At 39.4% G+C, this 25790-nt stretch carries 23 protein-coding genes; 15 read left to right on the forward strand and 8 right to left on the reverse strand.

Annotated features, from left to right (window positions below):
- Positions 1-8: 8 nt before the first annotated feature.
- Positions 9-221: a hypothetical protein gene (locus EG849_RS15525; protein WP_148096066.1), complete on the reverse strand. Its 213-nt coding sequence runs from the start codon at positions 219-221 to the stop codon at positions 9-11.
- Positions 222-649: 428 nt separating this feature from the next.
- Here EG849_RS15525 and EG849_RS13905 point away from each other — a divergent pair, with 428 nt between their 5' ends.
- From EG849_RS13905 to EG849_RS13925, 5 genes are all read left to right on the forward strand, one after another.
- Positions 650-1090, forward strand: coding sequence for a DUF7010 family protein (locus EG849_RS13905; protein ID WP_199732329.1), 441 nt, complete (start codon positions 650-652; stop codon positions 1088-1090).
- 799 nt (positions 1091-1889) lie between these two features.
- The gene (locus EG849_RS13910; protein WP_125013795.1) at positions 1890-3059 is read left to right on the forward strand and encodes a zinc-dependent alcohol dehydrogenase; all 1170 of its coding nucleotides are present in this window, start codon (positions 1890-1892) and stop codon (positions 3057-3059) included.
- A 251-nt stretch (positions 3060-3310) separates the two neighbouring features.
- Positions 3311-5470 carry a catalase gene (locus EG849_RS13915; RefSeq protein ID WP_125013797.1) on the forward strand — a complete coding sequence of 720 codons (2160 nt, stop codon included), beginning with the start codon at positions 3311-3313 and terminating at the stop codon, positions 5468-5470.
- A 152-nt stretch (positions 5471-5622) separates the two neighbouring features.
- Positions 5623-5817 (forward strand): hypothetical protein, encoded by a 195-nt coding sequence (locus tag EG849_RS13920; protein WP_125013799.1) that lies wholly within the window; start codon positions 5623-5625, stop codon positions 5815-5817.
- A gap of 262 nt (positions 5818-6079) precedes the next feature.
- Entirely contained in the window at positions 6080-6514 is a 435-nt protein-coding gene (locus EG849_RS13925) for a hypothetical protein (RefSeq protein WP_125013801.1), read from the forward strand.
- 53 nt (positions 6515-6567) lie between these two features.
- On the opposite strand, the gene EG849_RS13930 is transcribed toward EG849_RS13925, so the two are convergent.
- Entirely contained in the window at positions 6568-8031 is a 1464-nt protein-coding gene (locus tag EG849_RS13930; protein ID WP_125013803.1) for a DEAD/DEAH box helicase, read from the reverse strand.
- Positions 8032-8322: 291 nt separating this feature from the next.
- Positions 8323-10059 carry an FAD/NAD(P)-binding protein gene (locus EG849_RS13935; RefSeq protein WP_125013805.1) on the reverse strand — a complete coding sequence of 579 codons (1737 nt, stop codon included), beginning with the start codon at positions 10057-10059 and terminating at the stop codon, positions 8323-8325.
- 248 nt (positions 10060-10307) lie between these two features.
- Here EG849_RS13935 and EG849_RS13940 point away from each other — a divergent pair, with 248 nt between their 5' ends.
- Both EG849_RS13940 and EG849_RS13945 read left to right on the forward strand, forming a co-directional pair.
- A complete protein-coding gene (locus EG849_RS13940) occupies positions 10308-10835 on the forward strand; it encodes a DUF421 domain-containing protein (RefSeq protein ID WP_125013807.1) in 528 nt (175 codons plus the stop codon).
- A gap of 180 nt (positions 10836-11015) precedes the next feature.
- Positions 11016-11456, forward strand: coding sequence for a hypothetical protein (locus tag EG849_RS13945; RefSeq protein ID WP_125013809.1), 441 nt, complete (start codon positions 11016-11018; stop codon positions 11454-11456).
- 391 nt (positions 11457-11847) lie between these two features.
- Here EG849_RS13945 and EG849_RS13950 read toward each other — a convergent pair whose 3' ends face one another.
- The gene (locus EG849_RS13950; protein WP_125013811.1) at positions 11848-12528 is read right to left on the reverse strand and encodes a Crp/Fnr family transcriptional regulator; all 681 of its coding nucleotides are present in this window, start codon (positions 12526-12528) and stop codon (positions 11848-11850) included.
- A 105-nt stretch (positions 12529-12633) separates the two neighbouring features.
- On the opposite strand from EG849_RS13950, the gene EG849_RS13955 reads away from it, so the two are divergent.
- From EG849_RS13955 to EG849_RS13990, 8 genes are all read left to right on the forward strand, one after another.
- Complete coding sequence (locus EG849_RS13955; protein WP_125013813.1) at positions 12634-15030, forward strand: heavy metal translocating P-type ATPase; 2397 nt, start codon at positions 12634-12636, stop codon at positions 15028-15030.
- 59 nt (positions 15031-15089) lie between these two features.
- Entirely contained in the window at positions 15090-15284 is a 195-nt protein-coding gene (gene ccoS / locus EG849_RS13960; protein ID WP_125013815.1) for a cbb3-type cytochrome oxidase assembly protein CcoS, read from the forward strand.
- 36 nt (positions 15285-15320) lie between these two features.
- A complete protein-coding gene (gene ccoN, locus EG849_RS13965; RefSeq protein ID WP_125013817.1) occupies positions 15321-17513 on the forward strand; it encodes a cytochrome-c oxidase, cbb3-type subunit I in 2193 nt (730 codons plus the stop codon).
- Positions 17514-17518: 5 nt separating this feature from the next.
- Positions 17519-17713, forward strand: a complete 195-nt coding sequence (locus EG849_RS13970; protein ID WP_125013820.1) for a CcoQ/FixQ family Cbb3-type cytochrome c oxidase assembly chaperone — start codon at positions 17519-17521, stop codon at positions 17711-17713.
- Positions 17714-17717: 4 nt separating this feature from the next.
- Positions 17718-18653: a cbb3-type cytochrome c oxidase N-terminal domain-containing protein gene (locus tag EG849_RS13975; protein WP_125013822.1), complete on the forward strand. Its 936-nt coding sequence runs from the start codon at positions 17718-17720 to the stop codon at positions 18651-18653.
- Between the two features lie 22 nt (positions 18654-18675).
- Positions 18676-20094 (forward strand): cytochrome c oxidase accessory protein CcoG, encoded by a 1419-nt coding sequence (gene ccoG, locus EG849_RS13980; RefSeq protein WP_125013824.1) that lies wholly within the window; start codon positions 18676-18678, stop codon positions 20092-20094.
- 197 nt (positions 20095-20291) lie between these two features.
- On the forward strand, positions 20292-20750 hold the full coding sequence (locus tag EG849_RS13985; protein WP_125013826.1) for a FixH family protein: 459 nt from the start codon (positions 20292-20294) through the stop codon (positions 20748-20750).
- Position 20751: 1 nt separating this feature from the next.
- Positions 20752-21453 carry a sulfite exporter TauE/SafE family protein gene (locus EG849_RS13990; RefSeq protein WP_125013828.1) on the forward strand — a complete coding sequence of 234 codons (702 nt, stop codon included), beginning with the start codon at positions 20752-20754 and terminating at the stop codon, positions 21451-21453.
- Between the two features lie 190 nt (positions 21454-21643).
- Here the strand turns inward: EG849_RS13990 and hemN are convergent, their stop codons facing one another.
- The 4 genes from hemN to EG849_RS14010 form a co-directional block, all read right to left on the reverse strand.
- Positions 21644-22999, reverse strand: coding sequence for an oxygen-independent coproporphyrinogen III oxidase (gene hemN, locus EG849_RS13995; protein ID WP_125013830.1), 1356 nt, complete (start codon positions 22997-22999; stop codon positions 21644-21646).
- 70 nt (positions 23000-23069) lie between these two features.
- Positions 23070-24884 (reverse strand): hypothetical protein, encoded by a 1815-nt coding sequence (locus EG849_RS14000; RefSeq protein WP_125013832.1) that lies wholly within the window; start codon positions 24882-24884, stop codon positions 23070-23072.
- A 99-nt stretch (positions 24885-24983) separates the two neighbouring features.
- Entirely contained in the window at positions 24984-25361 is a 378-nt protein-coding gene (locus EG849_RS14005) for a YchJ family protein (RefSeq protein ID WP_125013834.1), read from the reverse strand.
- Positions 25361-25579 carry a hypothetical protein gene (locus EG849_RS14010; RefSeq protein WP_125013836.1) on the reverse strand — a complete coding sequence of 73 codons (219 nt, stop codon included), beginning with the start codon at positions 25577-25579 and terminating at the stop codon, positions 25361-25363. The genes EG849_RS14005 and EG849_RS14010 overlap by 1 nt, the downstream gene beginning before the upstream one ends.
- Positions 25580-25790 lie beyond the last annotated feature (211 nt).

Raw genomic sequence — 25790 nt, forward strand, 5'->3', positions numbered from 1 at the left:
ATTCAACATCAGTTTGGCAAAATGGCGGGTCTAGTGCTAAATTCAACAGTTGTTCTTCGGTTCAATATTTGTGTAGAGTTGAAGTTTTGTGTTTCGATTTCTGCCACTTCGCCAAGCTGAAAAACGTTGTGTGAAATGCACCAAAAAATGACAAAAAATGAACCTATGTCAAATAAATCATTACTTGTATCTCTTTGGGTTTCTAGTTTAATCGTAATCATATTAACCATATTTTTTTATGCTATGTATTTAATGGTAACAACATTTCAGCTGATCCCGTTAAATTGGGGTGGTTGTTCGGCCACAAAGGCATCAATGAAACGGAAGGGCTTATGAGTTGCAATGTGCTGTTCTAAACTGAAAAAAGTCATTTGGTTACAGGGAATTCTGGTACTGTGTTGCCTCTTTAAAAATAAGAATATTCCTGTTTTTATATACCAATAGTTTTTTATATTTGGAAGTATTAAAAACGAAGTTTTTTTCACAGACTGACGTTATATGCAAGTGAAACGCAGACTTAAGATTGTAAATCAAAAATAATAAAGATGAATAATTTACAAGATGCTCAAAATGATATGAGAATGGCTATGGCTATGGCTCAATTGGTATTTTAGTTTCAGGAGTAATCTGGATAATTTCTAGTTTAATAGTGAATTTTTATTCTCCTGAAAAAGGAATATGGGCTTTGATAATTGGAGGAATGTTTATATTTCCAATAGGAACTCTAATCGGCAAACTAATTGGAATCAAGGGAGAGCATGATAAAAATAATGCTCTTGGAAAACTTGCGATGGAAGGAACTATATGGATGATTGTTTGTATTCCATTAGCTTATGGGTTATCATTAATAAAAGTTGAATGGTTTTTCCAAGGAATGTTGATGATAATTGGGGGGCGATATTTAAATTTTGCTAGCATCTATGGCATGCGTACGTATTGGCTTTTGGGAGCTGTTTTAATTTTAGCTGCTTACGCTTTGTTTTTTATGCATGCTAGTATTTTTGCCTCCGCCTTTACAGGTGGTTTAATTGAAACGATATTTGGCATCAGTATTTACGTCTCATATAAGTCAGACAAAAAGATTTATTGAGAAGATCAGATTTAGAAAATAGATAGTATATAAAAGCTGTTGCAAGAGATTTGAAAATTGGGATGAATTTGAAGTTGTTCTGTATTTGAAAAATTTACTTCGTCAGTTCGCTATCGCTCGTGTGTGCATAATGGAAAAAACTTGTATTTTCACACAGTTCATCCTATCCACCTCCTCTGTGGCTATACTTTCCGCATATTCCCTACCTGTAAAATTTGGGATGCACTAACCTCGAAAGTCAGATGCATGCATCAGTAAGGCATCATCCATTTTCTGAAGTCTCTTGAATAATCCCTCCTGTCACTTGAAATAAACAGGCTTTCCACAAGTGGAGCCGTTACATGTCTAAATAGTAAGACGATATGTAGGTGGTAAAACTCTATAGAGCAAAGAATTAAAAGCACTTACTTCATTATGCAAGCCTCAACAATTTTGTAAAATTTCTTAAAAATCTTATAATATTTCCAAGAAATTGATTTGGTAACTTTAAATAATCCAAAAATAAAAGCAACCAAAGGTTTGTGCCAGTTTTGAAATCATCTTCGCCTATCATTTCAGCCTATAGATAGTTTAAATTCCATTATAGGTGGTAGTTAATTGTGATTCTGATTTTGAGAGATGATATGTATGAGAGATGGTATGTAAAGGAAAACAAATCGAGATAACGATATTTTGAAATCATCCGATGAGAGCAATCATAAAATGGCAAAACGAATGCCATGCAGAAATCGGACATTTTCAAATCAGGCTGGCCTATATTCCATTCAACACCTAAAAATTACTAATTAAAACAACACATATGAAAGCAGCAGTTATACACGGTGCAGGATCGATCGCTTATGATACGGTAGAGGATCCGATCCTAAAGGAGACGGACGATATTATTATAAAGGTTACTTCCACGGCCATCTGCGGATCTGACCTGCATATCTTTTCAGGAGGAATTCCCCAGCCCAGGCCGATGGTCCTAGGGCATGAATTTATGGGGATTGTGGAAGAAGTCGGAAAAGGAGTAACCAGCGTGAAGGTCGGTGACAGGGTGGTTGTGCCTTTTCCTATAGCCTGCGGTGGCTGTTACTTTTGCAATCACGAGCTTCCCGGACATTGTGAAAATAGCAATCCAGATCATTACGGACCCGAGGGAGGCGTGCTGACAGAAAAAGGTGGAGCGCTTTTTGGATATACCGACTTGTATGGAGGCTATGACGGGGGCCAGGCACAATATGTTCGTGTCCCGTATGCTAATTTCGGGCCAAGGATCGTTCCAGAGGGATTAACTGACGAACAGGTACTTTTTCTGACTGATATTTTTCCTACCGGTTACACTGGAGTGGATTGGGGACAAGTTAAAGGCGGTGAAATTGTAGCCATCTTCGGCGCGGGTCCGGTCGGGCTTATGGCCGCAAAAAGTGCCTGGTTGCGGGGTGCAGCTAGGGTAGTAATTATTGATACTGTAAAATACCGCCTCGATAAGGCGCGCGAGACAGCGGGATGTGAAACGATTCTTTGGGATAGCGGCGCAAAAGAAGTTGTCGAGCAAGTGCGAGCCATTTCCTCAGGCAGGGGTGCTGACGTCTGCATCGATGCTGTCGGTTTTGAGCCGGACCGCAGCCTGCTGGATCGCGCAAAGGCCGTCATCCATCTGGAAAAAGGGTCCGTAAAAGTTCTGGAAGCCTGTATGAGTGCAGTCCGCAGGGGTGGCATCGTATCGGTGCTTGGGGTATATCCCTACCTCTATGATAATTTTCCGATCGGACAATTTTTTGACAAAGGAATTACCATTCGGGGCGGCCAGGCTCCCGCTCAGAAGCACATAGACAAACTGATGGGCTACGTTGTGGAAGGCAAGGTCAAGCTGGATGACATCATCACGCACAGGTTGCCGCTTTCAGAAATTGCACATGCGTACGACATATTCAACAAACGTGAGGACGGCTGCGTAAAAGTAGTCTTGGATCCTTGGAGCTGATTGCTGGCCTTGCCACCCAGAAAAAATTATTTTGGAAATCAAAATCTGTAGCGCTTGTATCTCTTTATCATAGAAATTTTGGAAGACAGCACGTTTCGTCCTAAGATAATGGAGCAGTAAATACAAGAATTTCAGAACCAGATCTTTATAGAAAAATCCTCGAAATAAAATACAACAAAATATTATAATACTATAAGAAGAATCGCATATAATATGCTGAATTTTATAGTAGTAACTAAAAATATAAAGTCATGCTTGAAAAGAAAGATCAGCAGGAAGGATCAAAAAAAATCCAAGACCTTGCTAAGGACACGAAAGATGGAAGCGGCCAATTTTTAACAACAAACCAGGGCCTAAAAATAAATGACGACAACAATTCATTGAAGGCTGGATCAAGGGGGCCCTCGTTGCTGGAAGATTTTATACTTCGGGAAAAAATTACCCATTTCGACCATGAGCGCATTCCGGAACGAATTGTACACGCACGAGGATCTGCAGCGCACGGCTATTTTCAGGCGTATCCAAATGCAGCTCAGTATTCCAAAGCAGGTTTTCTACAAAATGCAGATGCAAAGACTCCTGTCTTTACTCGCTTTTCAACCGTTGCTGGCTTTAGGGGCTCGACTGACCTTGCTAGGGATGTCAGGGGATTTGCAGTGAAGTTTTATACCGAGGAAGGCATTTTTGACCTTGTAGGGAACAATGTGCCGGTATTCTTTATCCAAGACGCTGCAAAATTTCCAGATCTCATCCACGCCGTCAAGCCAGAGCCACATAATGAAATACCCCAAGCTGCATCGGCCCATGATACTTTCTGGGATTTTATATCGCTGATGCCTGAATCCATGCACATGGTGATGTGGGCGATGTCTGATCGCGCTATACCGAGGAGTTACAGGATGATGGAAGGCTTTGGGGTGCACACGTTTAGATTCATCAACAAAAACGAGGAATCCCATTTCGTAAAATTCCACTGGAAACCGAAACTGGGTACCCATGCGGTGGTTTGGGACGAAGCTGTAAAAATTTCTGGCAATGATCCTGACTTTCACCGCCGCGACTTGTGGGAAGCTATCGAGTCAGGCTCTTTTCCGGAATGGGAATTGGGCGTACAGCTGATTCCTGAGTCAGACGAGCACAATTTTGATTTCGACCTTCTCGATCCTACCAAGCTGGTTCCCGAGGAACTGGTACCCGTCATCCCAATCGGAAAGATGGTTCTCGATCGAAATCCTGACAATTTTTTTGCAGAGACAGAACAGGTCGCCTTCCATCCTGGACATATCGTTCCGGGCATCGATTTTTCAAACGATCCTTTATTGCAGGGCAGGCTATTTTCATACACCGATACACAGCTTTCCAGACTGGGTACGCCAAATTTTCACGAATTGCCTATCAACAGGTCTGTCAGCCCGATGCATAACAACCAGCGTGACGGACAGATGCGGCAGGAAATTAATAAGGGCCGCGCCAGCTATTTCCCGAACTCCCTTGGAGGCGGTTGCCCCTACCAGGCCAAAATTGCGGAGGGTGGGTTTTCAACCTACAGCGAGCGCATCGATGCTAATAAGGTCAGGGAGAGAAGTTCTAGCTTTTCAGACCACTTCAGCCAAGCAAGGCTTTTCTTTGACAGCCAGACGCCGACGGAACAAAACCATTTAATCAGTGCGCTTCGATTTGAGCTGAGCAAAGTTGAGACTCCAGAGATACGCACCAGAATGGTAGGCCTGCTAAGCATGGTTAGCGACCCGTTGGCCAAACAGGTTGCCAAAGGACTCGGCATTGCCGTGCCTGAAAATATCGAACGTCCCATCAACAAAGGAATTGGAGCAGACGATTTGGGAATGGAAAATGAGCCTAAACAGGCAGCGGTGCCAGTAGCGCTCTCCCCGACCCTGAGCATGATAAAAAATCCAAACAATACAGATACCATAGAATACAGAAAAGTGGCATTCCTCTGTTCAGACGGCGTCGATGCTGACAGCATTACCTCCATGAAAAAAGCGTTGCTCAGCAAAGGTGCAACTGTCAAAATCATCGGTACCAATGCCACGATGCTGACTGCAAGCGACGGAAGCCAAATTACCATCGACCATAACCTCCTGACCGTTTCCAGCGTACTGTTCGATTCTGTTTTCGTACCTGCCGGAAAGGGAAGTGCAGAAATGCTGCGCAAGGAAGAAAAAGCAATAGAATTTCTCAATGATGCCTACAAGCACTGCAAACCTATAGCGGCAGAAAAAGAAGGTACAGAACTGCTGAACCATACCAACTTCATTCATAAGCTTAGCGACGCCAACCGAGAACTCTATGGGATTTTTACAAGTGAAATGAAAAATGAAAATCTTGCTCATCAATTTATTGGCGCAATGGGCAAGCACAGGATCTGGAGCAGGGAATCTGGACTCTAGACAATTTTATAGAAGTGATGACAGAAGTTCAAGTACTCTTCGTTTATAGAGACCTACCCTCTTAGGAGAGTACAGTATAAAATTTTCAAGTAATCCTATAACAGAACGGACTCACTTATTGTTAACTTTCATATAAACTAAAAATTAAAATTATGGACAACAAAAGCCACAACCCGAATAATGCAAAAAATGGCAGTGCCGACCACAGGAGCGACACCAGAAAGCACCAGTACAAAGATCATGAGGAAGTCAATACAAATGATGAAAACTATGATCCGGATACTCAAAAATTTAATGGCGAAACACCAGATTTCGAAGACAAGATGAACAACGAAGAAAAAAAATAGAAACCACGCCCCAGACCAGTAATCTGGGGCGTTTTTACTAAGTTACCCTTCAGACAATTAGCGAGACCGTGTTCGAGTTCAGATGTATCCGGATCCTTGAATGTTAAAAATTTAAAAAATTGGAGAAGGTACATACTATCGAAAATAAAATAACAGACACATATAGGTTAGTAAGCATAAATGTCGTGCGCCTAGGTTTTAAAAATCGGCAACCAATTCTTGGTAACTTTTTACAACAGAAATTTTAAATAAACATTACAATATGGAAGCCGTAAAAATACTTCTGGCCACAATTGCGGGAACCTCAGCGATGACCGCCTTCAGCTACCTTGCTTCTGAAACATTCAGGGAGTTATGGAAGGAACCGGTGTTGCTGAATATTTTGACCTCGCGATCCAGCGTAGCGCTCGAACCGAGAAGAAAAAGCATGTTTGGTTGGTTCCTGCACTACCTATTTGGACTTCTATTCGTAGCGTGCTACCATTGGATCTGGAGCTCTTCTTATGCGAATCCTACTTGGTTCTGCGGTTTGATCTTTGGTATAATAAGTGGCATGATTGGCATTGCGGGATGGTTTTTTCTTTTTAAACTTACGGATCAGAAACCAAAAATTAAGGTCGGCCAATACTACCTGCAATTATTCCTGGCACATATCGTTTTCGCACTTGTGGTAGTGGGCGTATACAAGCTGTTTTAGTGCAGGATCTTTAATCAAAACCATTATATATCTGGGGTTGGTTGGAGCTTGTATTAAGATGCTTTCCTTAATTTGGCTTGGCGGATGCCTATTCTGGCAATAAGCTCCCTAAGCCTTCTTTTGTAGTCTTCTGCCAACCAATCCCGGTAGTTTTTTGTAGCTTTTCCAATACAGGCCGCGTATTGCTTGATGCGCCAGATAATTTCTTTTTCCAGCATTTCCGATAATGCCAGCGCTTGGCTGGCCGTTTCTGAATTCTCCATGCAAATTTTCGCATGCTGCCTTATAGAATCTCGTATTACGGTCTGCGGTTTCAATCCGCTTTCGATAGCGTTATCATAGGCTTGTATGACGTCAAAAGCTATTTCAAGGCTATTTCCGAATTTTGAACGCATTTCAGAGGGTATCAAATGGGAATCTCCCGCGGTGCGTTGCGCTATGGTTTCTTGGAACGCAACAAGATTTTCAAATATCTGCCGCCAATCCAAGGCAGCTTCCCACTTCCCAAAACGTTCTGTGTTGTTGCCCAAATCTATGATCGTAAAAGTCCTTTTGGTTGGCAGCCTTCTCGAGCCACGGCCAACCATCTGGTGGTAAAGCGTCAGCGAATTGGTAGCCCTATTTATCAGTATACATTGTATGCTCGGCTCATCAAAACCAGTCGTCAATATGGATACCGATGTCAGCACAGCACCTTTTGTTTTTTTAAACCAATGTAAAATTTCTTCCCTTTCTGTTGCAGGTGTCTTGTGATCTAAATGCCGGGCTTCAATGCCCTGCTCATTTAAGAATTGGCAGACCCGCAAAGAGGTGGCGACTCCATTATTGAAAATCAGCGTCTTTTTACCTTTACCGTAGTTCTGGTAGGAATCTAAAAGCAGTGACAGCATCGCATTTGAAGAATAGAGTTCATCAGAAGTCTTGACTGTAAAATCCCCATTTGGCCCCACTTCAAGTATATTCAGCTCCACATCAGGCTGCCAGTTTCGTGGCTTGGCAAGGTAGCCTGCAGCTATCAACGATTCCACGCTTTCGCTCGAATCTGAAGAATACGGAGTCGCCGTTACCCCGATAACATGGGCTTTTGAAAAATACTTTAGCAGCTTGCGGAAAGAGTTGTGATGCGCTTCGTCAATAATCACAAGCCCCACATCGCCTAGTCCTATTTTTTTTTCCGACATCCTGTTTCGAAGCGTTTCTACCATTGCCACAACGCACTTATGCATATCTGTAACCATACCGGAAAAACTGCTATCAACAATCAGCGTTTTTATTTTCAACTTGGATAAAGTTCGTGATGTCTGCGCGCACAGCTCTTTTCGGTGGGTCAGCACTACTACTTTTTTTCCAGAAGTATTGATGTATCTCCGAGCAATCTCCGAAAAAATTACTGTTTTTCCGCCACCAGTGGGAAGCTGGTAGAGCAGCCTTCTGCAACAGCCCTCTTGCAGATATTTAAAAATTGCGTGAATGTCGCGTTCTTGATAGCCATAAGGCAACTGTTTCTCCTTTTCCATAGTAGTAAGATGTGATGTCCTTTAAAAAAGCAAGGGAGTTTTTGAGGACTCCCTTGCTGAGCAAATTTATCGCTGCCTTCAAATACCACATCAAAGGAAGTTTCTCAAATATACGACAGCCAGACAGCTAAATGGTTACAGTTAAACTCAAGAATGTTATATTTAAAGCAGTGACCGAAAAGTGCTCGAAAGACCACATTATAGGTAAGTTGTTATTTTTCAGCTGTTGGCGAATGCATGGGAAATTTTATAGACAAATGTCTTTTTCGGATTGCTTCCGCCTTGTCTGCACTATCTATATTCCTTGAAAGTTTCAAGCAGGCTTTCAGCAATCTTTTCTGAGGCTGCTTCGCAAAAGTCAAGCCCTGAATAATCTGGATTGTAACCGCTGATATACGGGACCGCCATAATATAAATTCTTTCATTCGCCAGCCCATTTTCCCCAATTACCTGGAAATCATCATTTATGGCCAGCCCTGGCACTTCCATATAATAATCATTTTGCAGCTTGTGGACTTTTTTATTTCCCTTTGCTAATTCACTTCGGCCCGCCTCAGTATCTTTAAGTTGCAAATAAGCCTTGCTTACCGTACCTTCTTTTAAACCCTGGAAAGGAAATGAATCAAAAGAAAGCGCGGGCTGGCCGATGCAGTCCACAAAGGTTTCATAATAGTGTTCGTGATTGCCTTCTTCATCTGAATATCGGTAAGTGATTCCTTTTTCCTCTCCTGGAATAATCTCGCTGTTCTCCCCCACTGCCACAATCTTTAATGCACCGGCCTCGTGCAATGCAAGCAGTTCCACGGCGGAAGCTTGCGGAACAAATGCAATTATTACTGAAATGAGTGGCTTAAGTGATTTTTGAAGGCGAAGCATATCTTCTGCGCTGAGGTATTTTGCCGGATAATTCAGTTCAAAGCTCAAAATCGCCAAGAGCTCTTTCCAGTAAATCGACTCTTTCCTTTCAATTGATTGTTCTGCAGCTTTATATTCCTTCTCGAAAAGAGTAAATACATCGGCTTCTTCCCTCTGGTTCATTGCAAAATCTGTAAACTCCTCCAATGTTGCTTTTTCAATCTTCTTGTAGGCTTCAGGATCGCGTTGCAATAATATTTTTTTGAAATCATTCTCAAAAATAAAATCCAACGATAAAAATCCATTGTTTTCTGCAATATGCGTTTTGATTTCTTCTTCTGTAAGTAAAGAATTGTTGCCCAGATGCGGATCCTCGAGATGAAATCGTACTGCCGGGAGCAAGCCGTTTTTTGAATGCATCACCATTTCAAAATTTGGATATTTTGGCGATTTTTCAAAGAGCAGCGTTCCGTCCGCCTTCTTATGGAATTTTCCATTGCTGCGGGATAATGTCCTTATGGCATCAATGGCTGTCAATGATGATCCTCTAATCGCAACGGCGTGGTTAGCGCCAAAATGCAACTTTTTTGGCGGATAAGGCGAATCATAATAGCCTTCTATTTTTCCTTCGCCTGTTTTTGGCCATTTGTGCCCCGTGCAGATCACTATGCTGTCAAAAATGTGACTCTCGCCTGATTCTAAAAAAACGGTTGTCTTCTTTTCTTGCTCATCATCCGCAATATTGACAACTTTTGAATCAAGAAAACTCTTGACTGTAATTCCGGCACGTTCTGCTGCCAAAAGCAACAGGTCGAATTGTGACTCGAGATATTTCCCGAACAATAAACGGGGCAAAACTTTATATTCATTGAAGTGATTTCTGCGGATGCCAAAACTATCTAGTACCTCTAACGGCACCGTTTCTAGCCAGTCGGCAACTGAAGTAACCAAATCAGGAATTTCATTTGCTGACACATTGGTAATATGCTCACGATTGGCTCCTTCGTCACTATAAGGCATTCCTGCTCCCAATACATTTTTTTTCTCAAATATAGAAATGACACGTTGGGGATCCCCGTTTTCCAAGAGTCGCTTCAGCATGAATAGGCCACTTGGGCCGGCACCAATTATCGCTGTATGTTGTAATTTGGCTGAGTTCGTTTTTTCTTCCATCAATTGTTATGTAAAATAATGCTTCGCTGCTATCCAAAGATAAACCTCTGTGTCCTAATTATATTTATACCCTATTAAAAAAATGTTGCAAAAAAATAAGCTGGTGGAATTGCTCGTTAAGAACGCATATAAAATATTGTGAAAATGCTGTAAAGTTTGAAATTTGTTTTTGACTATCTTGTACTTGCACAAGTTTAAGCAGAATGGCTCTGCTTCCTTTCAAGATGTTAATTTAAAATACTTTGAAAATGAGTGAACTGTTATTTAAGGATTGGGAAACATTAGGCCACATTGCTACCTGCGCTACAATTTCTTTTTTAGTATTATTCGCTTTTATAAGAATTTCAGGCAAGCGCACCTTGGCAAAATTAAATGCTTTTGATTTCGTAGTATCGGTTACCTTGGGTTCTACCCTTTCATCGATGATGCTTTTAAAAGTTACGGTTTCAGAAGGTCTTGTTGCCTTGGTCATCATTATCGTACTGCAATACGTCTTGGCTTTTTTAGCAAAAAAATCAAAATTTATGGAAAAAGCTATCAATTCTACCCCGACGCTTTTATTTTATAACGGAAAGTTTTTGACAGACGCCATGAAGCGAGAATTGATAACAGAAGAAGAAATTTATGCCGAAATAAGAAAATATCGAATGGAAAGAATTAAAGATGTCCGGGCCGTAGTCATGGAACTTAACGGAGAAATGACCGTAATTAAAAAGTCGGATAATCTCAGCCAGGAAACATCTCTTGACGACATCAATCTGCATGAGACAAAATGATCATTGTAACTAATCTCAAAATGCAATGTAATTTGCAGTAGGCCTTATCTGTTCTAATATAAAAAAAGAACTAAATCGTATAAAAATCATTCCGTTAAAAAATCCTAAATTTAGGATACGCCAAATTTGTTGGCTGCAGTACTGAATTGACCCTGCAATTAAAAATTAAAGCTACACACTATGAATGCAAAAAATTTCCTAGCCGGACTGGGCGGTGCTATCGCTCTGAATATTCTACACGAATCCTTAAAAGACACAAAAGCAGACACGCCCCGAATTGATATTGTAGGCGAAGAGGCGCTCCAGAAAGTGATGGGCTTTTTTGGAAGCAAGATTGAAAGCCCTCACGCACTCTACAAGGCAACACTCGCGGGAGATGTAGCCAGCAATGCTGCCTATTACAGCATGATCGGCAATGGGGATGCCAATATGTGGACAAAAGCACTGTCATTGGGACTTGCAGCAGGAATAGGTGCCGTAGCCCTGCCTTCAAAAATGGGATTGGATGACAGGCCGGTTGCCAAAAACAGCCAAGTCAAGGCAATGACAGTGGCCTATTATGTGGCTGGAGCTTTGGTCACAGCTGGAATTTTAAAGCTTCTTTCACATAACAAACCTTGAGTAGCTTGTGGTTAAATCGCATTTTCAAAGTAATCACTACAAATATGTAGGTACTCATAAAAAAAAAGAGAAACGTTCAAGTTTCTCTTTTTTTAAAAACATTTTCACATGTATAATACCACTCAAACAATGTAGTGCAAAAATAGATCAGAGCTGCCTTCTAATTGTTATATATTAATACAGTTCTTTTATACAATTTATTAATTACAGCAAACGACGATTACCAGACTCACTTAAAGTTTTCCAGCTTTAGTATCGACTATAGCTCTTGTTAAATCCTGTATGGAAAACAGGTTAATTGTTATAAAATATTGTGGATTATTTTACGTTTGTCTTTGATTACTATAAATATCAGAAGTTAATTTAGGTATGGGACAGTAATAATTTAAAATTAATTTGCTTCTCTTTTTAAGCCGTGTACATCTTTCAAGAAAATCTTTTTTCCTTTCAATTCAATCAATCCGTTTTTGTTGAAGTCAGACAATAAACGAATGCAGCTTTCGGTCGCGGTTCCAATCATGCTGCCGATTTCTTCCCGGGACAACTGGGTTTTTAAACTTCCGTCTTCATTCGTTCCGTAAGAATCTTGCAGGTACAATAACGTTGCAGCAAGCCGTTCTTTTACAGTCTTTTGAGCCATATTGACCATATGGTCGTCCGCTTCTTTTAAATCGCCGCAAATGCTTTTCATTACGTTCATTGAAAAAGTATTGTTTTGATTGAAAAACCCCATAATTTCACTTTTCGGAATAAAGCACACTTCCATATCTTCCAAGGCCACGGCGCTCAGGTTTACGGGTTCGTCGCTGATCATCGAACGCTGTCCTAATAATTCGCCTTTTGAAACTAATTTTACGATTTGGTCTTTTCCGTTGGCACTTAACTTTGACAGCTTGCAGACGCCGTCTTTTATGCAAAAAATTCCGTTGACATTTTCGCCTTCTTCAAAAATGGGTTCGCCTTTTTTAATCGTATAAGACGATTTGCAATTGGCAATTTTAAGAAGCTCTTCTTTATTCAATGCTTTTAAAGAGCTGAATTCCCGAACGATACACTGTTCACACTTGCTCATAAATGGAGTATATTTATTTGGCAAAGTTATATAAAAAGTATGACAATTATCATATTTTAAATTTGTTCCGTTCACAACCTTTGCATCAGGTAAAATGAGCAAATTATGGACACACAAAACTGTTTCCATTGTGGATTGAATATTATAAAAAAAGAAGAAATCATCTTTGACAGCAAATCTTTTTGCTGCGCCGGATGCAAAACCGTGTACGAGATTTTTAGCGAAAACGGACTTTCTTCTTATTATGATTTCGAAAAAATGCCGGGCGCGACACCGCAGGCAATCAATGGAAAATATGACTTTTTAGACAATGAAAAAATCATTGCAAAATTATTGGATTTTGAAGAAGACAAGACAACGATTGTTTCACTTTACATTCCTCATATTCACTGCAGCTCGTGCATTTGGATTTTGGAAAATCTACACAAGCTTCAAAAAGCAATAAGCATTTCGCAGGTGAATTTTCCGGAGAAAAAAGTGCGGATTATTTTCAATTCCGAAGAAACTTCACTGAAAGAAATCGTCTTGTTATTGTGTTCCATCGGTTATGAACCTTACATTTCTTTAGATAATTATGAAAACGCCAAAGCCAAAATCGACCGAAGCCTGACCTATAAAATCGGTGTTGCTTTTTTCTGTTTTGGAAACATAATGCTTTTGTCTTTTCCCGAATATTTTGAGGTCGAAGAATTTTGGCTCAATCAGTATCGTGGCTTTTTCAGATGGCTGATTTTTGCACTTTCGCTTCCCTCCTTTTTTTATGCTGCCAGCGGTTATTACGTTTCGGCTTACAAAAGCATCCGGGCAAAAATGTTCAATATCGACATTCCAATTGCTTTGGGAATCATTGTAATGTTTATCCGAAGCGCTGTGGATATCATTTTTGGATATGGCCAAGGTTTCTTCGACAGCTTGACAGCACTGGTTTTCTTTATGCTTTTGGGCAAGATGTTTCAGCAGAAAACCTATAATTTTCTTTCTTTCGAAAGAGATTTTAAATCTTATTTCCCTATTGCGGTAACTCAAATAAATGCGCAAAAAGAAGAAAATTCAGTTCCGGTCTACGATATAAAAAAAGGCGACAGATTGCTGATTCGAAACCAGGAATTGATTCCGGTAGATGGCATTTTAATCAGTGAAAACTGCCAAATTGATTACAGCTTTGTAACCGGGGAAGCCGTCCCGATTCATAAAAAATCAGGCGATAAAATTTATGCCGGTGGAAAACAATTGGGCAAAGTCATTGAAATGGAAGTTTTAAACTCGGTTTCACAAAGTTACCTGACGCAATTGTGGAGCAATGCGGTTTTTCAGAAAAATGTCGACCAAAAACACAAAACGATTACTGATGCCATCAGCCGTTATTTCACGCCTGCATTGCTTTTAATTGCGTTTGCTTCCTTTGGATATTGGATTTTCATTGACACCACAATTGCCTTTAATTCTTTCACCGCTGTTTTGATTGTGGCGTGTCCGTGCGCGTTGGCACTGACCGCGCCGTTTACGATGGGTAATATTTTGAGAATTATGGGAAACCAAAAATTATACCTCAAAAACGCTGTCGTAATTGAACAGTTGGAAAAAGTAACTACCATTGTTTTTGACAAGACGGGAACGATCACGACCAATAAAAAATCAGAGATCATGTACAGCGGAAAAGATTTTTCTTCAAAAGAATTAATTGCTGTTAAAAATGTGCTTCGCGGATCCAACCATCCGTTAAGCAGACGGTTGTATGAATTTTTGCCTTCTTTAGAAAATAAGATTAGTACTGATTTTGAAGAAATTACGGGAAAAGGAATCCAAGGAACCTGCGATGGCAATTTTATAAAAATTGGATCCTCTTCTTTTGTGGAACATTCTGAAAAAGATAATACCAACGCTACTTCCGTCCATATTTCGATCAACGGAAAGTACTACGGCAAATACATTTTTGACAATCAATACCGAGCGGGTTTAGAAAATTTATTCAAAAGCTTGAGCGGTGATTATAAAATAAAAATTCTTTCGGGAGACAATGAAGGCGAAAGAGAAATCTTGGAAAAATTGCTTCCAAAAAACACGGAATTGGTCTTTAACCAAAAACCTGAAGAAAAATTAGAATTCATCAAAAACCTTCAAGAAAAAGGGCAAAACGTGATGATGGTCGGCGACGGGTTGAACGATGCGGGAGCTTTGGCGCAAAGCAATGTCGGGATTTCAATTTCAGAAAATGTAAACGTTTTTTCTCCCGCTTGCGACGGAATTTTAGATGCGGCTCAATTTACCAAAATCCACAGCTATTTGAAGCTCTCTAAAAAAGCAATCTGGATCATCAAGATGAGTTTTACGCTATCTCTTTTATACAATGTCGTGGGATTGAGTTTTGCGGTTTGTGGCAAATTATCGCCATTGGTTGCGGCAATCATTATGCCTTTGAGCACCGTGACGATTATCAGTTTTGTGACTTTGGCAAGCAATTATTTTGCTAAAAAAATACTCCCAAAAAAAGCTGGAATATGATAAATATCATAGAATTTGGATACAGCCAATACTAAATTTGTTAACATAAAATTAAGGGTATGAGCATCATTTATTTATTAATAACCATCAGCATCATCGTGGCATTGTGTTTCTTTTTTGCTTTCGTTAAAGCGGTAAAGAGCGGACAATATGACGATGACTATACACCTTCGGTGCGAATGCTTTTTGATGATGAATTGAAAGAATCAAAATCAGAAAAAACAAAAATCGAAACAGAACAAAAACTTAACTAAAAACAATTTCTTCTATCATCCAGTAATCATTTAATTATGGAAAAACAACAATTTTATTATGATAACAAGATTGTAAAGAACTTTCTTTACGCATGTATCTTTTGGGGAGCCATCGGAATGCTTGTCGGGCTTCTGATCGCTTCAATGTATCTTTTTCCAAACATAACCGACGGGATTTCCTGGTTGAGTTATGGCCGTTTAAGACCGCTGCACACTAATGCGGTAATATTTGCCTTTGTTGGAAATGCTATTTTTGCGGGAGTTTATTATTCACTGCAGCGTTTGCTTAAAGCCAGAATGTACAGCGATGTCTTGAGTAAGATAAACTTCTGGGCATGGCAATTTATCATCGTTGCGGCAGCCATTTCTTTGCCTCTTGGATACACTTCATCCAAAGAATATGCCGAATTAGAATGGCCGATTGACATTGCCATTGCAATAGTTTGGGTCGTTTTCGGTATCAACATGATCGGAACAATTTTACGCAGAAGAGAGCGCCACCTGTATGTTGCCATTTGGTTTTATTTGGCCACATTTATTACGGTTGCCATCCTTCATATTTTCAATAGCCTGGTTTTGCCGGTAAGTGCCATGAAAAGCTACTCGGTTTATGCGGGAGTTCAGGATGCGCTGGTACAATGGTGGTATGGCCACAATGCGGTTGCATTTTTCTTGACGACACCGTTCTTAGGGCTGATGTATTATTTCGTTCCAAAGGTGGCGAACCGCCCCGTGTATTCTTACCGTCTTTCCATTATTCACTTTTGGTCGCTGATTTTCATCTATATCTGGGCAGGTCCTCACCATTTATTATATTCTTCTTTGCCAGATTGGGCACAAAATTTAGGGGTTGTCTTTTCAATTATGCTGATTGCGCCGTCTTGGGGTGGTATGATCAACGGACTTTTGACGCTTCGTGGCGTGTGGGACAAAGTAAGGACTGAGCCTGTGCTGAAATTCTTTGTGGTCGCAATTACAGGCTATGGAATGGCCACTTTTGAAGGTCCGATGCTTTCTTTGAAAAACGTAAATGCAATTGCGCATTTCACCGATTGGATCGTAGCCCACGTTCACGTTGGTGCCTTGGCTTGGAACGGATTTATGACTTTTGGTATGATTTATTGGTTGATTCCTAGAATGACTAAAACCTCTTTATATTCAACAAAGTTGGCCAACTTCCATTTCTGGATCGGTACTTTGGGAATCATTTTATACACGCTTCCAATGTATGTGGCTGGTTTCGCGCAAGCGTCAATGTGGAAACAATTTAACCCAGACGGAACTTTAGTTTATGGAAACTTCTTAGAAACCATAACTTCAATTATGCCAATGTATTGGATGAGAGCCATCGGGGGAACTTTATACTTGATCGGTTTGATCGTTTTGATTTACAATATCGTCAAAACAGTGAAACAAGGAAATGCCGTGGAAGACGAACTGGCGGAAGCTCCAGCTTTGCAAAAAATTACTACTAAAAGAGTGAAAGGGGAAAAATTTCATCCTTGGCTAGAAAGAAGACCGATCCAGCTTACCATTTTAGCGACTGTTGCGGTTCTTATCGGAGGAATTGTTCAGATTGTTCCAACCCTTGTGGTGAAATCAAATATCCCAACTTTAGCGGTTGTAAAACCGTACAGTCCATTAGAATTAGAAGGTCGCGATTTATACATCCGCGAAGGTTGCGTGGGTTGCCATACGCAGATGATCCGCCCTTTCCGTTCTGAAGTAGAACGTTATGGAGAATACTCAAAATCAGGCGAATATGTGTACGACCACCCGTTTTTATGGGGTTCAAAAAGAACGGGGCCTGACTTGATGAGAATCGGCGGAAAATACTCTGACAACTGGCATTTCAACCATATGTGGGATCCAAGAAGCACATCGGCGGGTTCTATTATGCCGGCTTACAAATGGCTCTTTGACAACGAAGCGATGGATTATTCTCAAATCCAAACCAAGATGGAAGTAATGGTAAAATTAGGCGTTCCTTACACAAAAGAAGAAATTGCCAATGCGCAAGAAGCGATAAAAAACCAAGCGCTTTCGATAGAAAAAAATCTATATACCGATCCTGATTTTAAGAAAACGTATGAAGAAAGCAAAAAAGCTTCGGAAACAAAAGGAGAAACATTTATCCCGATGTACCAACGCGAAATCATCCCGATGATTGCATATCTGCAACGAATGGGAACCGATATCAAAGTCAAAGATTCACAACCTAAAAAATAATTGCCGTGCTAAAATTTATCAAACAAAATATGGATACGATTTCCGGAATAGAAATTTATCCGATCATTTCACTGCTTATTTTCTTCTTCTTTTTCGTAGGCCTCTACCTCTGGACCTTTACATACAGAAAAGAAAAAATTACCGAATTGAGCCACATTCCTTTTGAGAATGAAAACGAAATTGAAAACTTAAAAAAGTAAGATTATGAACAAAATATTTCCTGTTTATCTGCGAGTTCCCGTGATATTCTTCAGCGTCTTTATGGCGATGGAATATTTCATCGACTCAGGCGACCGACCTGCTTTTTTAAAATATCCGATGATTTCAGTGTTCTTGGCGGTATTTTTATTTCTGCTGATTGCCATAGAAATTGTGGTCAGCGCGATTGATAACGTGACCTACCATTTGCTCACTGACGAACAAAGAAAGCAGTTGGAAGAAGCAGAAAGCATTTCGATTACGGAGACCAAGACCTATTTGAAAATCAAAAAATGGTTTGTAAAATCAAGACCCATTGAAGAAGAAGGACAGCTTTTATTAGATCACGACTATGACGGAATCAAGGAATTAGACAACGATTTACCACCGTGGTGGACAAAACTTTTTTATGCCTGCATCCTATTCGGATTTGTTTATATGGCAAAATACCATCTTTTTGGCGAACCAGATCAAACGCAAGAATTTGAAATTGAAATGGCGGAAGCTAAAATAGCGGTAGAAGAATATAAAAAAACCGCTAAAGATTTGATTGATTTTGAAACCGTGACGTTATTGACCGAAGCGGAAGATATGGCTTCTGGAAAAAAAGTTTTTGAAACCAACTGTATTGCCTGCCACAGACCAGATGGTGGCGGATCAATTGGTCCAAACCTGACCGATGAAAATTGGATTCTGGGTGGCGGAATTAAAAATGTTTTCCACACAATTACCGAAGGTGGACGTGATGGAAAAGGAATGGTTGCCTGGAAAGGAACTTTAAAACCATCTGAAATCCAGCAAGTAGCCAGTTATGTTTTATCATTGAAAGGTACGGATCCAAAGGATGCAAAACCTGCTGAAGGCGATATTTGGGTAGATGAATCTGCTCCAAAAACAGAAACGCCAAAAACGGAAGAAGCAAAAGTTGTGGCCCAAAATTAAGCCGTAACGCAAAACAAAAATTATGTCAAAAATGCCAGATGAATCCTTTCGCGATGTGATTGGAACTGTCGATGAAAAAGGGAAAAGGCTTTGGGTTTTTCCCAAAATTCCGAAAGGTAAATTTTATAAAAACAGAAAAAAAGTCAGTTATTTTTTATTGCTGTTTCTGATTTCTGCGCCATTCTTGAAAATCAATGGTAACCAGTTCTTGCTTTTTAATGTAATCGAAAGAAAGTTCAATATTTTCGGATTTCCGTTTTGGCCACAAGATTTTTACCTGTTCGTCATTTCGATGTTGGTTGGTGTGGTGTTTGTCGCTTTATTTACGGTCGCTTTCGGAAGAATTTTCTGCGGATGGATTTGTCCCCAGACGATTTTTATGGAAATGGTTTTCCGAAGAATTGAATTTTGGATTGAAGGCGACCGTGGGGCGCAAATGCGTTTGGCAAAACAAAAATGGGATGCTGAAAAAATCAAGAAACGCTGTTTGAAATGGTTTCTGTTTTTTGTGATTTCCTTTATAATTGCGAATGTTTTTCTGGCGTATTTAATCGGAAGCGATGAACTGATCCAACTGATAGAACAACCGTTGGACCAAAACTGGAGTACTTTCATTGCGTTGTTGATTTTTACGGGCGTTTTCTATTTTATTTATGCGTGGTTTCGCGAGCAGGTTTGCATCATCGCGTGTCCGTATGGAAGGTTGCAGGGCGTCTTGCTGGACAACAAATCCATTATTGTGGCGTATGACCACGTGCGAGGCGAAAAAGAGATGGGACGCGCAAAATTTGATAAAAAAGAAAATCGTGAACTTGCCGGCAAAGGCGATTGCATCGATTGCAAGCAATGCGTGAGCGTTTGCCCAACGGGGATTGACATCAGAAACGGAACACAGCTGGAATGCATTAATTGCACGGCCTGTATTGACGAATGTGATGCGATAATGGAAAAAGTAAATCTCCCGAAAGGCTTGATTCGATATGCCTCGGAAGACGAAATTACCAAAAAAGCGACGTTTGAGTTCACGCCGAGAATGAAAGGTTACAGCGCCGTGATGTTCATTTTAACCGGAATTTTTATTGGACTGCTGTTTTTGAGAAATGATGTGGAAGCCACGGTTTTAAGATTGCCCGGCCAATTATTTGAACACAAGGGCGAAAACATCAGCAACGTCTTTACCTATAAGATTGTTAATAAAACGGTGCACGATTTTGAGAATATCCACTTTAAGTTGCTGAACCCCGAAGGGGAAATTAAAGCTGTGGGAAAAGAAAATTTTAAGATTACCAAAGGCGAAATGTCACAAGGAACGCTGTTTATTGAAATTCATCCGAATAATTTGGCGGGTGATAAAACCGAAATTAAGATAGGTGTTTTTAATGGCGAGGATTTGATTGAAACAGAGAAAACAAATTTTCTGGGTCCGAGGAGTTTTAATTAGCTGATTTTTGGACTTTGTTGTGAAGTCAAAGATTGGCGGACTGAAGTTTAAAAAAGGCCTGGAAAGTTTGAGAATAGCCCCGATGCTGGAATTGCTTGAGCTCTTAAACCTGTAACCAAACAGGTTTAAAGCGAGTTCCAGAAGCGGGAAAATGGTTTAAAACTAAGCCAGAAGTTTGGCTTCAAAATAAAAAAAATATGAAAAAGATAAGTTGGGGAACGGGAGTTGTGATTGCTTTTGGGACGTTTATGGCGTTTATTTTGTTCTTTGTTTTCTTGGTGCAGACGGATCGGGATTATGATAATGAATTGGTGATTGAAAATTATTACAACTATGAAACGGGCTTGCAAAAGCAATTGGAAAAGGAAGATTTGGCGCAGAATTTGGCTGAAAAAGTAACGGTTCTGCAAGAGGATAACTTCTTGAAAATTTCGTTTCCGAAAGATTTTGATTTTAAAAATATTACAGGAAAAGTGTCCCTTTACAGACCGTCTGACCAGAAATTAGACTTTGAAATCAAGATTTCACTGTCTTCTCATGATTTGCTCATACCTAAAAGTCAGCTGGCGGGCGGTCGCTGGGACATTATTTTAGACTGGAATTATAACAATGTTGGCTATTTGAACAAGGAACAGCTGACGATAGACACAAAATAAGATGTTGTTTTCTGCACTTTTTTTCGGACTGATTTCGAGCCTGCATTGCGTGGGAATGTGCGGTCCGATTGCGATGATGCTGCCGGTGGACCGAAGCAGTGAGGCCAAAAAAGTGCTTCAGATTTTGCTGTACCACTTGGGCAGGATGACGGCTTATGGCAGTTTAGGGCTGGTTTTTGGTTTGCTGGGCAAAAGTTTCTATTTGGCCGGAATGCAACAGCAATTGTCCATTTTTGTAGGGATTTTTATGATTTTCATCGTTTTGGTTCCAGAAAAGATTTTTATGAAATATAATTTTTCGAAGCCGGTTTACCGCTTGATTTCAAGGGTCAAATCGGCTTTGGGAAATCAATTTAAGAAGAAAAGCAACAAGGCTTTGTTCACGATTGGATTGCTGAACGGCTTTCTGCCGTGCGGGTTGGTGTATGTTGCTTTATTTGGTGCCCTGGCCATGCAAGGGATTTCTTTAGGGGTAGCGTATATGGTTTTGTATGGCCTCGGCACCATTCCTTTGATGAGCATGGCGGTGTATTTTGGCGGATTTTTAAGCTTGGGCTTCCGAAATAAACTGCAAAAAATTATTCCGGTTGTGGCTGTTGTAATCGGCACTTTATTTATTTTAAGGGGATTGGGATTGAGCATTGATTTTGTTTCTCCTGGAACTATGAGTCTGTTTGTGAAATCGGCACCGGATTGTATGTAAATTATGAGTTATGAATTATGAGTTTCTGGACGCGGATATTTAGGATGACGCTGGTTTTCGCAGTTTTCTTTGCGGGTATTTTGATTGTATTTTTCTATAAAATAAAAAGTCGCAAAGGTTTTATTCTTTGCGACTTTTCTTTTTTAAAATCTTGTTTTCCTTGAGTCTATAACCTTAAAGCGTGAACCTTTTAAACGGTCATCGAAAACAGCTGGGTTTTTGGCGCATTTCTTTTCAATCGAAGGTCAAAAGCCATACAGATATTTCTTAAAAACGGCTTGCCTGACTTGGTTACTTTTAGTTTGTTCTCTTCTATTTTGATGAGCCCGTCGTTTTCCATTTCTTGCAATTGCGAAAGGATTTCGGGCATATAATTTTCAGAATGTTCCCAAGTGGTTTCAAATTGGCACATCAAGTTTAAAATGTGCTTTCTGATTTTTAAATCTTCCTGGCTTAAAATATGTCCCTTGAAAACCGGTATTTTCTCCCACTCTAACAACTGGTAATAATCGTCTAAATCTTTAACATTTTGGGCAAAACCATACCACGTATCGCTAATTGAGGAAACGCCCAAACCGATCATCATTTGTGTTTTTGAGTGGCTGTAACCCATAAAATTTCGGTGTAATTTATCTTCTTTTGAAGCTTTAAAAAGCGAATCAGAATCGATGGCAAAATGATCCATCCCGATTTCATGGTACCCGTTTGAACTCAAAAGCGCCTTGCCAACTTCGTATAACTTTCGCTTTTCTTCATCCTTCGGAATGTCTTCTTCTTTGTAACCGCGCTGTCCGTTACCCTTTATCCACGGCGTGTGGGCATAACTGTAAAATGCCAAACGGTCTGGTTTTAACGATTTGGTCTTTTCAATCGTGTCCACAATATTTTCTATGGTTTGAAACGGAAGTCCGAAAATCAAATCGTGTCCGACAGAAGTATATCCGATTTCTTTGGCCCAATAGGTCACTTTTGCCACGTTTTGAAACGGCTGGATTCTATGAATCGCTTTTTGCACCGTTTCTGAATAATCCTGGACGCCAAAACTTACTCTTCTGAAACCCAAATCATATAATTTCTGCAAATGTTCTTTAGTCGTATTGTTTGGATGGCCTTCGAAACTGAATTCAAAATTTTCCGCTTTTATTCCGGTTTTTAAAATTCCGTTTAATAAATCTTCCAAATTTTTGATGGAAAAAAAAGTGGGCGTTCCGCCACCGAGATGAATTTCTTTGATAATCGGTTTTTCGTCCATTTCATTGCAATACAATTTCCACTCTTGCAATACGGCTTGCAAATAAGGCTGTTCCACGCTGTGGTTTTTGGTAATTCGTTTCGAACAACCGCAAAAAGTGCAAAGGCTTTCGCAAAAAGGTAAATGAATGTAAAGGCTGATTCCTTCAGAAGCATTGCTTTCGGAAAAAGATTTCTTGAAACTTTTTATCCACAAATCATATTGAAACTCCTCATTTTCCCAGTAAGGAACCGTTGGATAACTGGTGTATCTTGGTCCAGGGACGTTGTATTTTTGAATAAGCGACTTTGACATAATCTTTATTTTTTATTTCAAAAGTAATCGTAATCAACACTTTAGAATATGATAATTGTCATATTGATTTTTAATTTTCAACTACTTGTGAAGGAATTTCTATCGAAATAATTTCTTCTTTATAATTGGCCAACTGATTCAAAACCAGCTCTTTTTGATTCGTAAAAAAAGACGTTTCTGCGAACATTTTTTCGTAATAATTAATTCCTTCTAAAAGATTTGCTTTAAAAAGCGTCCATTTTTTCAAACTGTTTTTAGTAATTTCTGAGGTTTCGGCCATTTCTTTTTGCAAGTAATTGACATACAATTGCAGTTCTTTTATAAACAAATTAGGGCGATAATTTTCGCTCAAAACAGAATCATAGCCATAAATGTGCTGTACCATTTCCCGCAACGAAACTTCCTTGTCAAAATAAGCCAAATTAGGTCCGGGACAAATCACGACACCTTGCTTCTCGCCTTTTATTTCAATGTGGTTTTCAAGATAAGCCGTGTTGGCCAAACCTACGCAAAGGCACGCTTTCTCCGTAATTTTATCTTTTTGAGACGCATAACTTTCTGCAGAAAGTGTTTCTTTTAAGGTTTCTAATTCTTGCAATTTAAACTGCTGTAATTTTCTGGAAGCCGTGCAAATCCCTTCATCACTGAATTCACGGCTCAACGCCAACAGTTTTTTGGGACACGAACTTCCTGGTTTTTCAAGATCAATTCTGTGGTTTTTAATGGTTTCATTCGTCGTTCCTTTTACCGTATTAAATGGAACGCCCAAAGGCGAAATGCCACTTCGGTAAAAATCATTTTCTTGCGCTTTTATCAACATTTTTCGGGTTTCCAAATCCGTAGAAGTCGCTTCAGGAACCAACAAAAACGGCGAACCCCAGCCAATAGAATCCGCATTGTAATTTTCAATCAAAAAATCGTGTTCCTCAGCCGTTCCAACGCCACCTTGAACCGTAATTTTTAATGGCAACGTTTCTTTTGGAACGATCAATTCTTTTTGCGTCAGCGCCGAAACCATCAATTTGTGGGCGGAATCAATCAGTTCTTGTTTTTTATTTTTAAATTCTTCCATAATAGGACCAAGCAAAAGTCCGTCGGTTGCAAAGGCGTGTCCGCCACAATTCAAACCCGATTCGATGCGGTATTCAGAAACCCAGATTCCTTTTTTGGCCAAGTAATTTCCTTGAATCATCGCCGAACGGAAATCGCTTACTTTTAAGATGATTTTCTTTTTTAGATTTCCGTTTTCATCTGGAAAAAAGTGTTTAAATTCTGAAATATAATTGTATAACGACGGATTCATTCCGGCAGACAGTACTAATGAAGACGATAGATTGCTTTCCGCAAAACCGCGCAAAGACGCGTGTGCATCGTTGTAAATCATGGGAAGTGCTTCCTTTTTATTGAAATTGGCTTTGTCCACTTTCGTCATAATATTGACATCAATGGAACCAGGAGAAAGTTGCTTTGAGATAAAACTTTTAATGCTTTCGATAGATTCTGAATTTTTAGAAATCAATTCTGAAAAGCTCTTTTTTAGAGCTGATTTCTGTGGCAACATTTCTAAAAAATGAACTAAAGACTGCTTATTTTCAGCCAACTCAGTACAGAAAGAATGGTATTTTTCTTCCACGATTGTGCTGACCAAATTCAAATAGGATTTGGTTCTTTCGGCGCGATAGTCAAAGTGTTTTGTAGTTATTTCGGTATAAGGAATCTGGAATTTCTTGCTGTAAAAAGCATTCATCTTTTCCATCAATTCGTCATCAACAATTGAAATTACAGAGTCGATGCCAAATTGCGCCACACGAATCGGGCTGTCAATGGTAAAAGCTAATCCCATCACGGGAATATGGAAATTGTGGATTTGTTCAATTTTCATCATAAATAATTTAAGATGCAAATATGAACGATGCCCTAAAATTATTTGATGATATTTATCATATTTGAGAAAACTTTTAAAATATGATTTTTAAAGTTTGAATTAGAAAAACTTACCATCAACATAAAACCAACAATCCTTCTCTTTTTTGAAAGTTGATTTTTCATGGTGGATTTGAGCTATTAAATTAGAATCGAGGAAATAAGCCTTAAATTCAACACTATTTTCAGTGGTATTTAAAACTTCTAATTTTATCCATTGGTTTGATTTCGACCAATTTAAAATATCTTCTTTTGAATGGTATTTTCTTGTAGAAATATGAGTTGTATTCACAAGATAGTCTGCCGCTTGAACAACATAAGCACTGTATCTTGAACGCATTAATTTTTCGGCAGTTGGTGCTTTTTCTGTTCCTTTAATGAAAATCTCACAACATTCAGAAAACGATTTCTGAAAACCGCAGTGGCAATTTTGTATCATTATTCTGCGTTTATTTTTTGATGCAATTGATTCAATAAAACTTGATATCGACTGATTTCTAACAACTCATCGTCTTCTTCTGCGTGATCTAAAAGCTCGTCTAAATTCTCGCTTACTAACGTCAATTTATTGTTTGCATCTTTAGTATTTTTTTCTGCAATCAAATCAATAATCTCTTGCACTCTTATTTTTAATCCTTCGTAAACTTTTAAATCCATAATTTAATTTTTAGTATCACTCAAAATAGTGTGCTTCATTATACTTTTTATTTCAATTTTTTCTTTTCGAAGTTGTTCTGCTTCTTTCTCTCGAATTCTTTTTATCTACTTTCTTTTGATTTAACTGATTTGTTTCCTTTAGCCTTCCATTTTTGAACGATAATTTCAACAAAGATAATGAAAAGTGTTTTTAGCTGATTTTTTAAAACTT

The sequence above is a fragment of the Flavobacterium macacae genome, assembly GCF_003865365.1.
In the GTDB taxonomy this organism is placed as follows: domain Bacteria; phylum Bacteroidota; class Bacteroidia; order Flavobacteriales; family Flavobacteriaceae; genus Flavobacterium; species Flavobacterium macacae.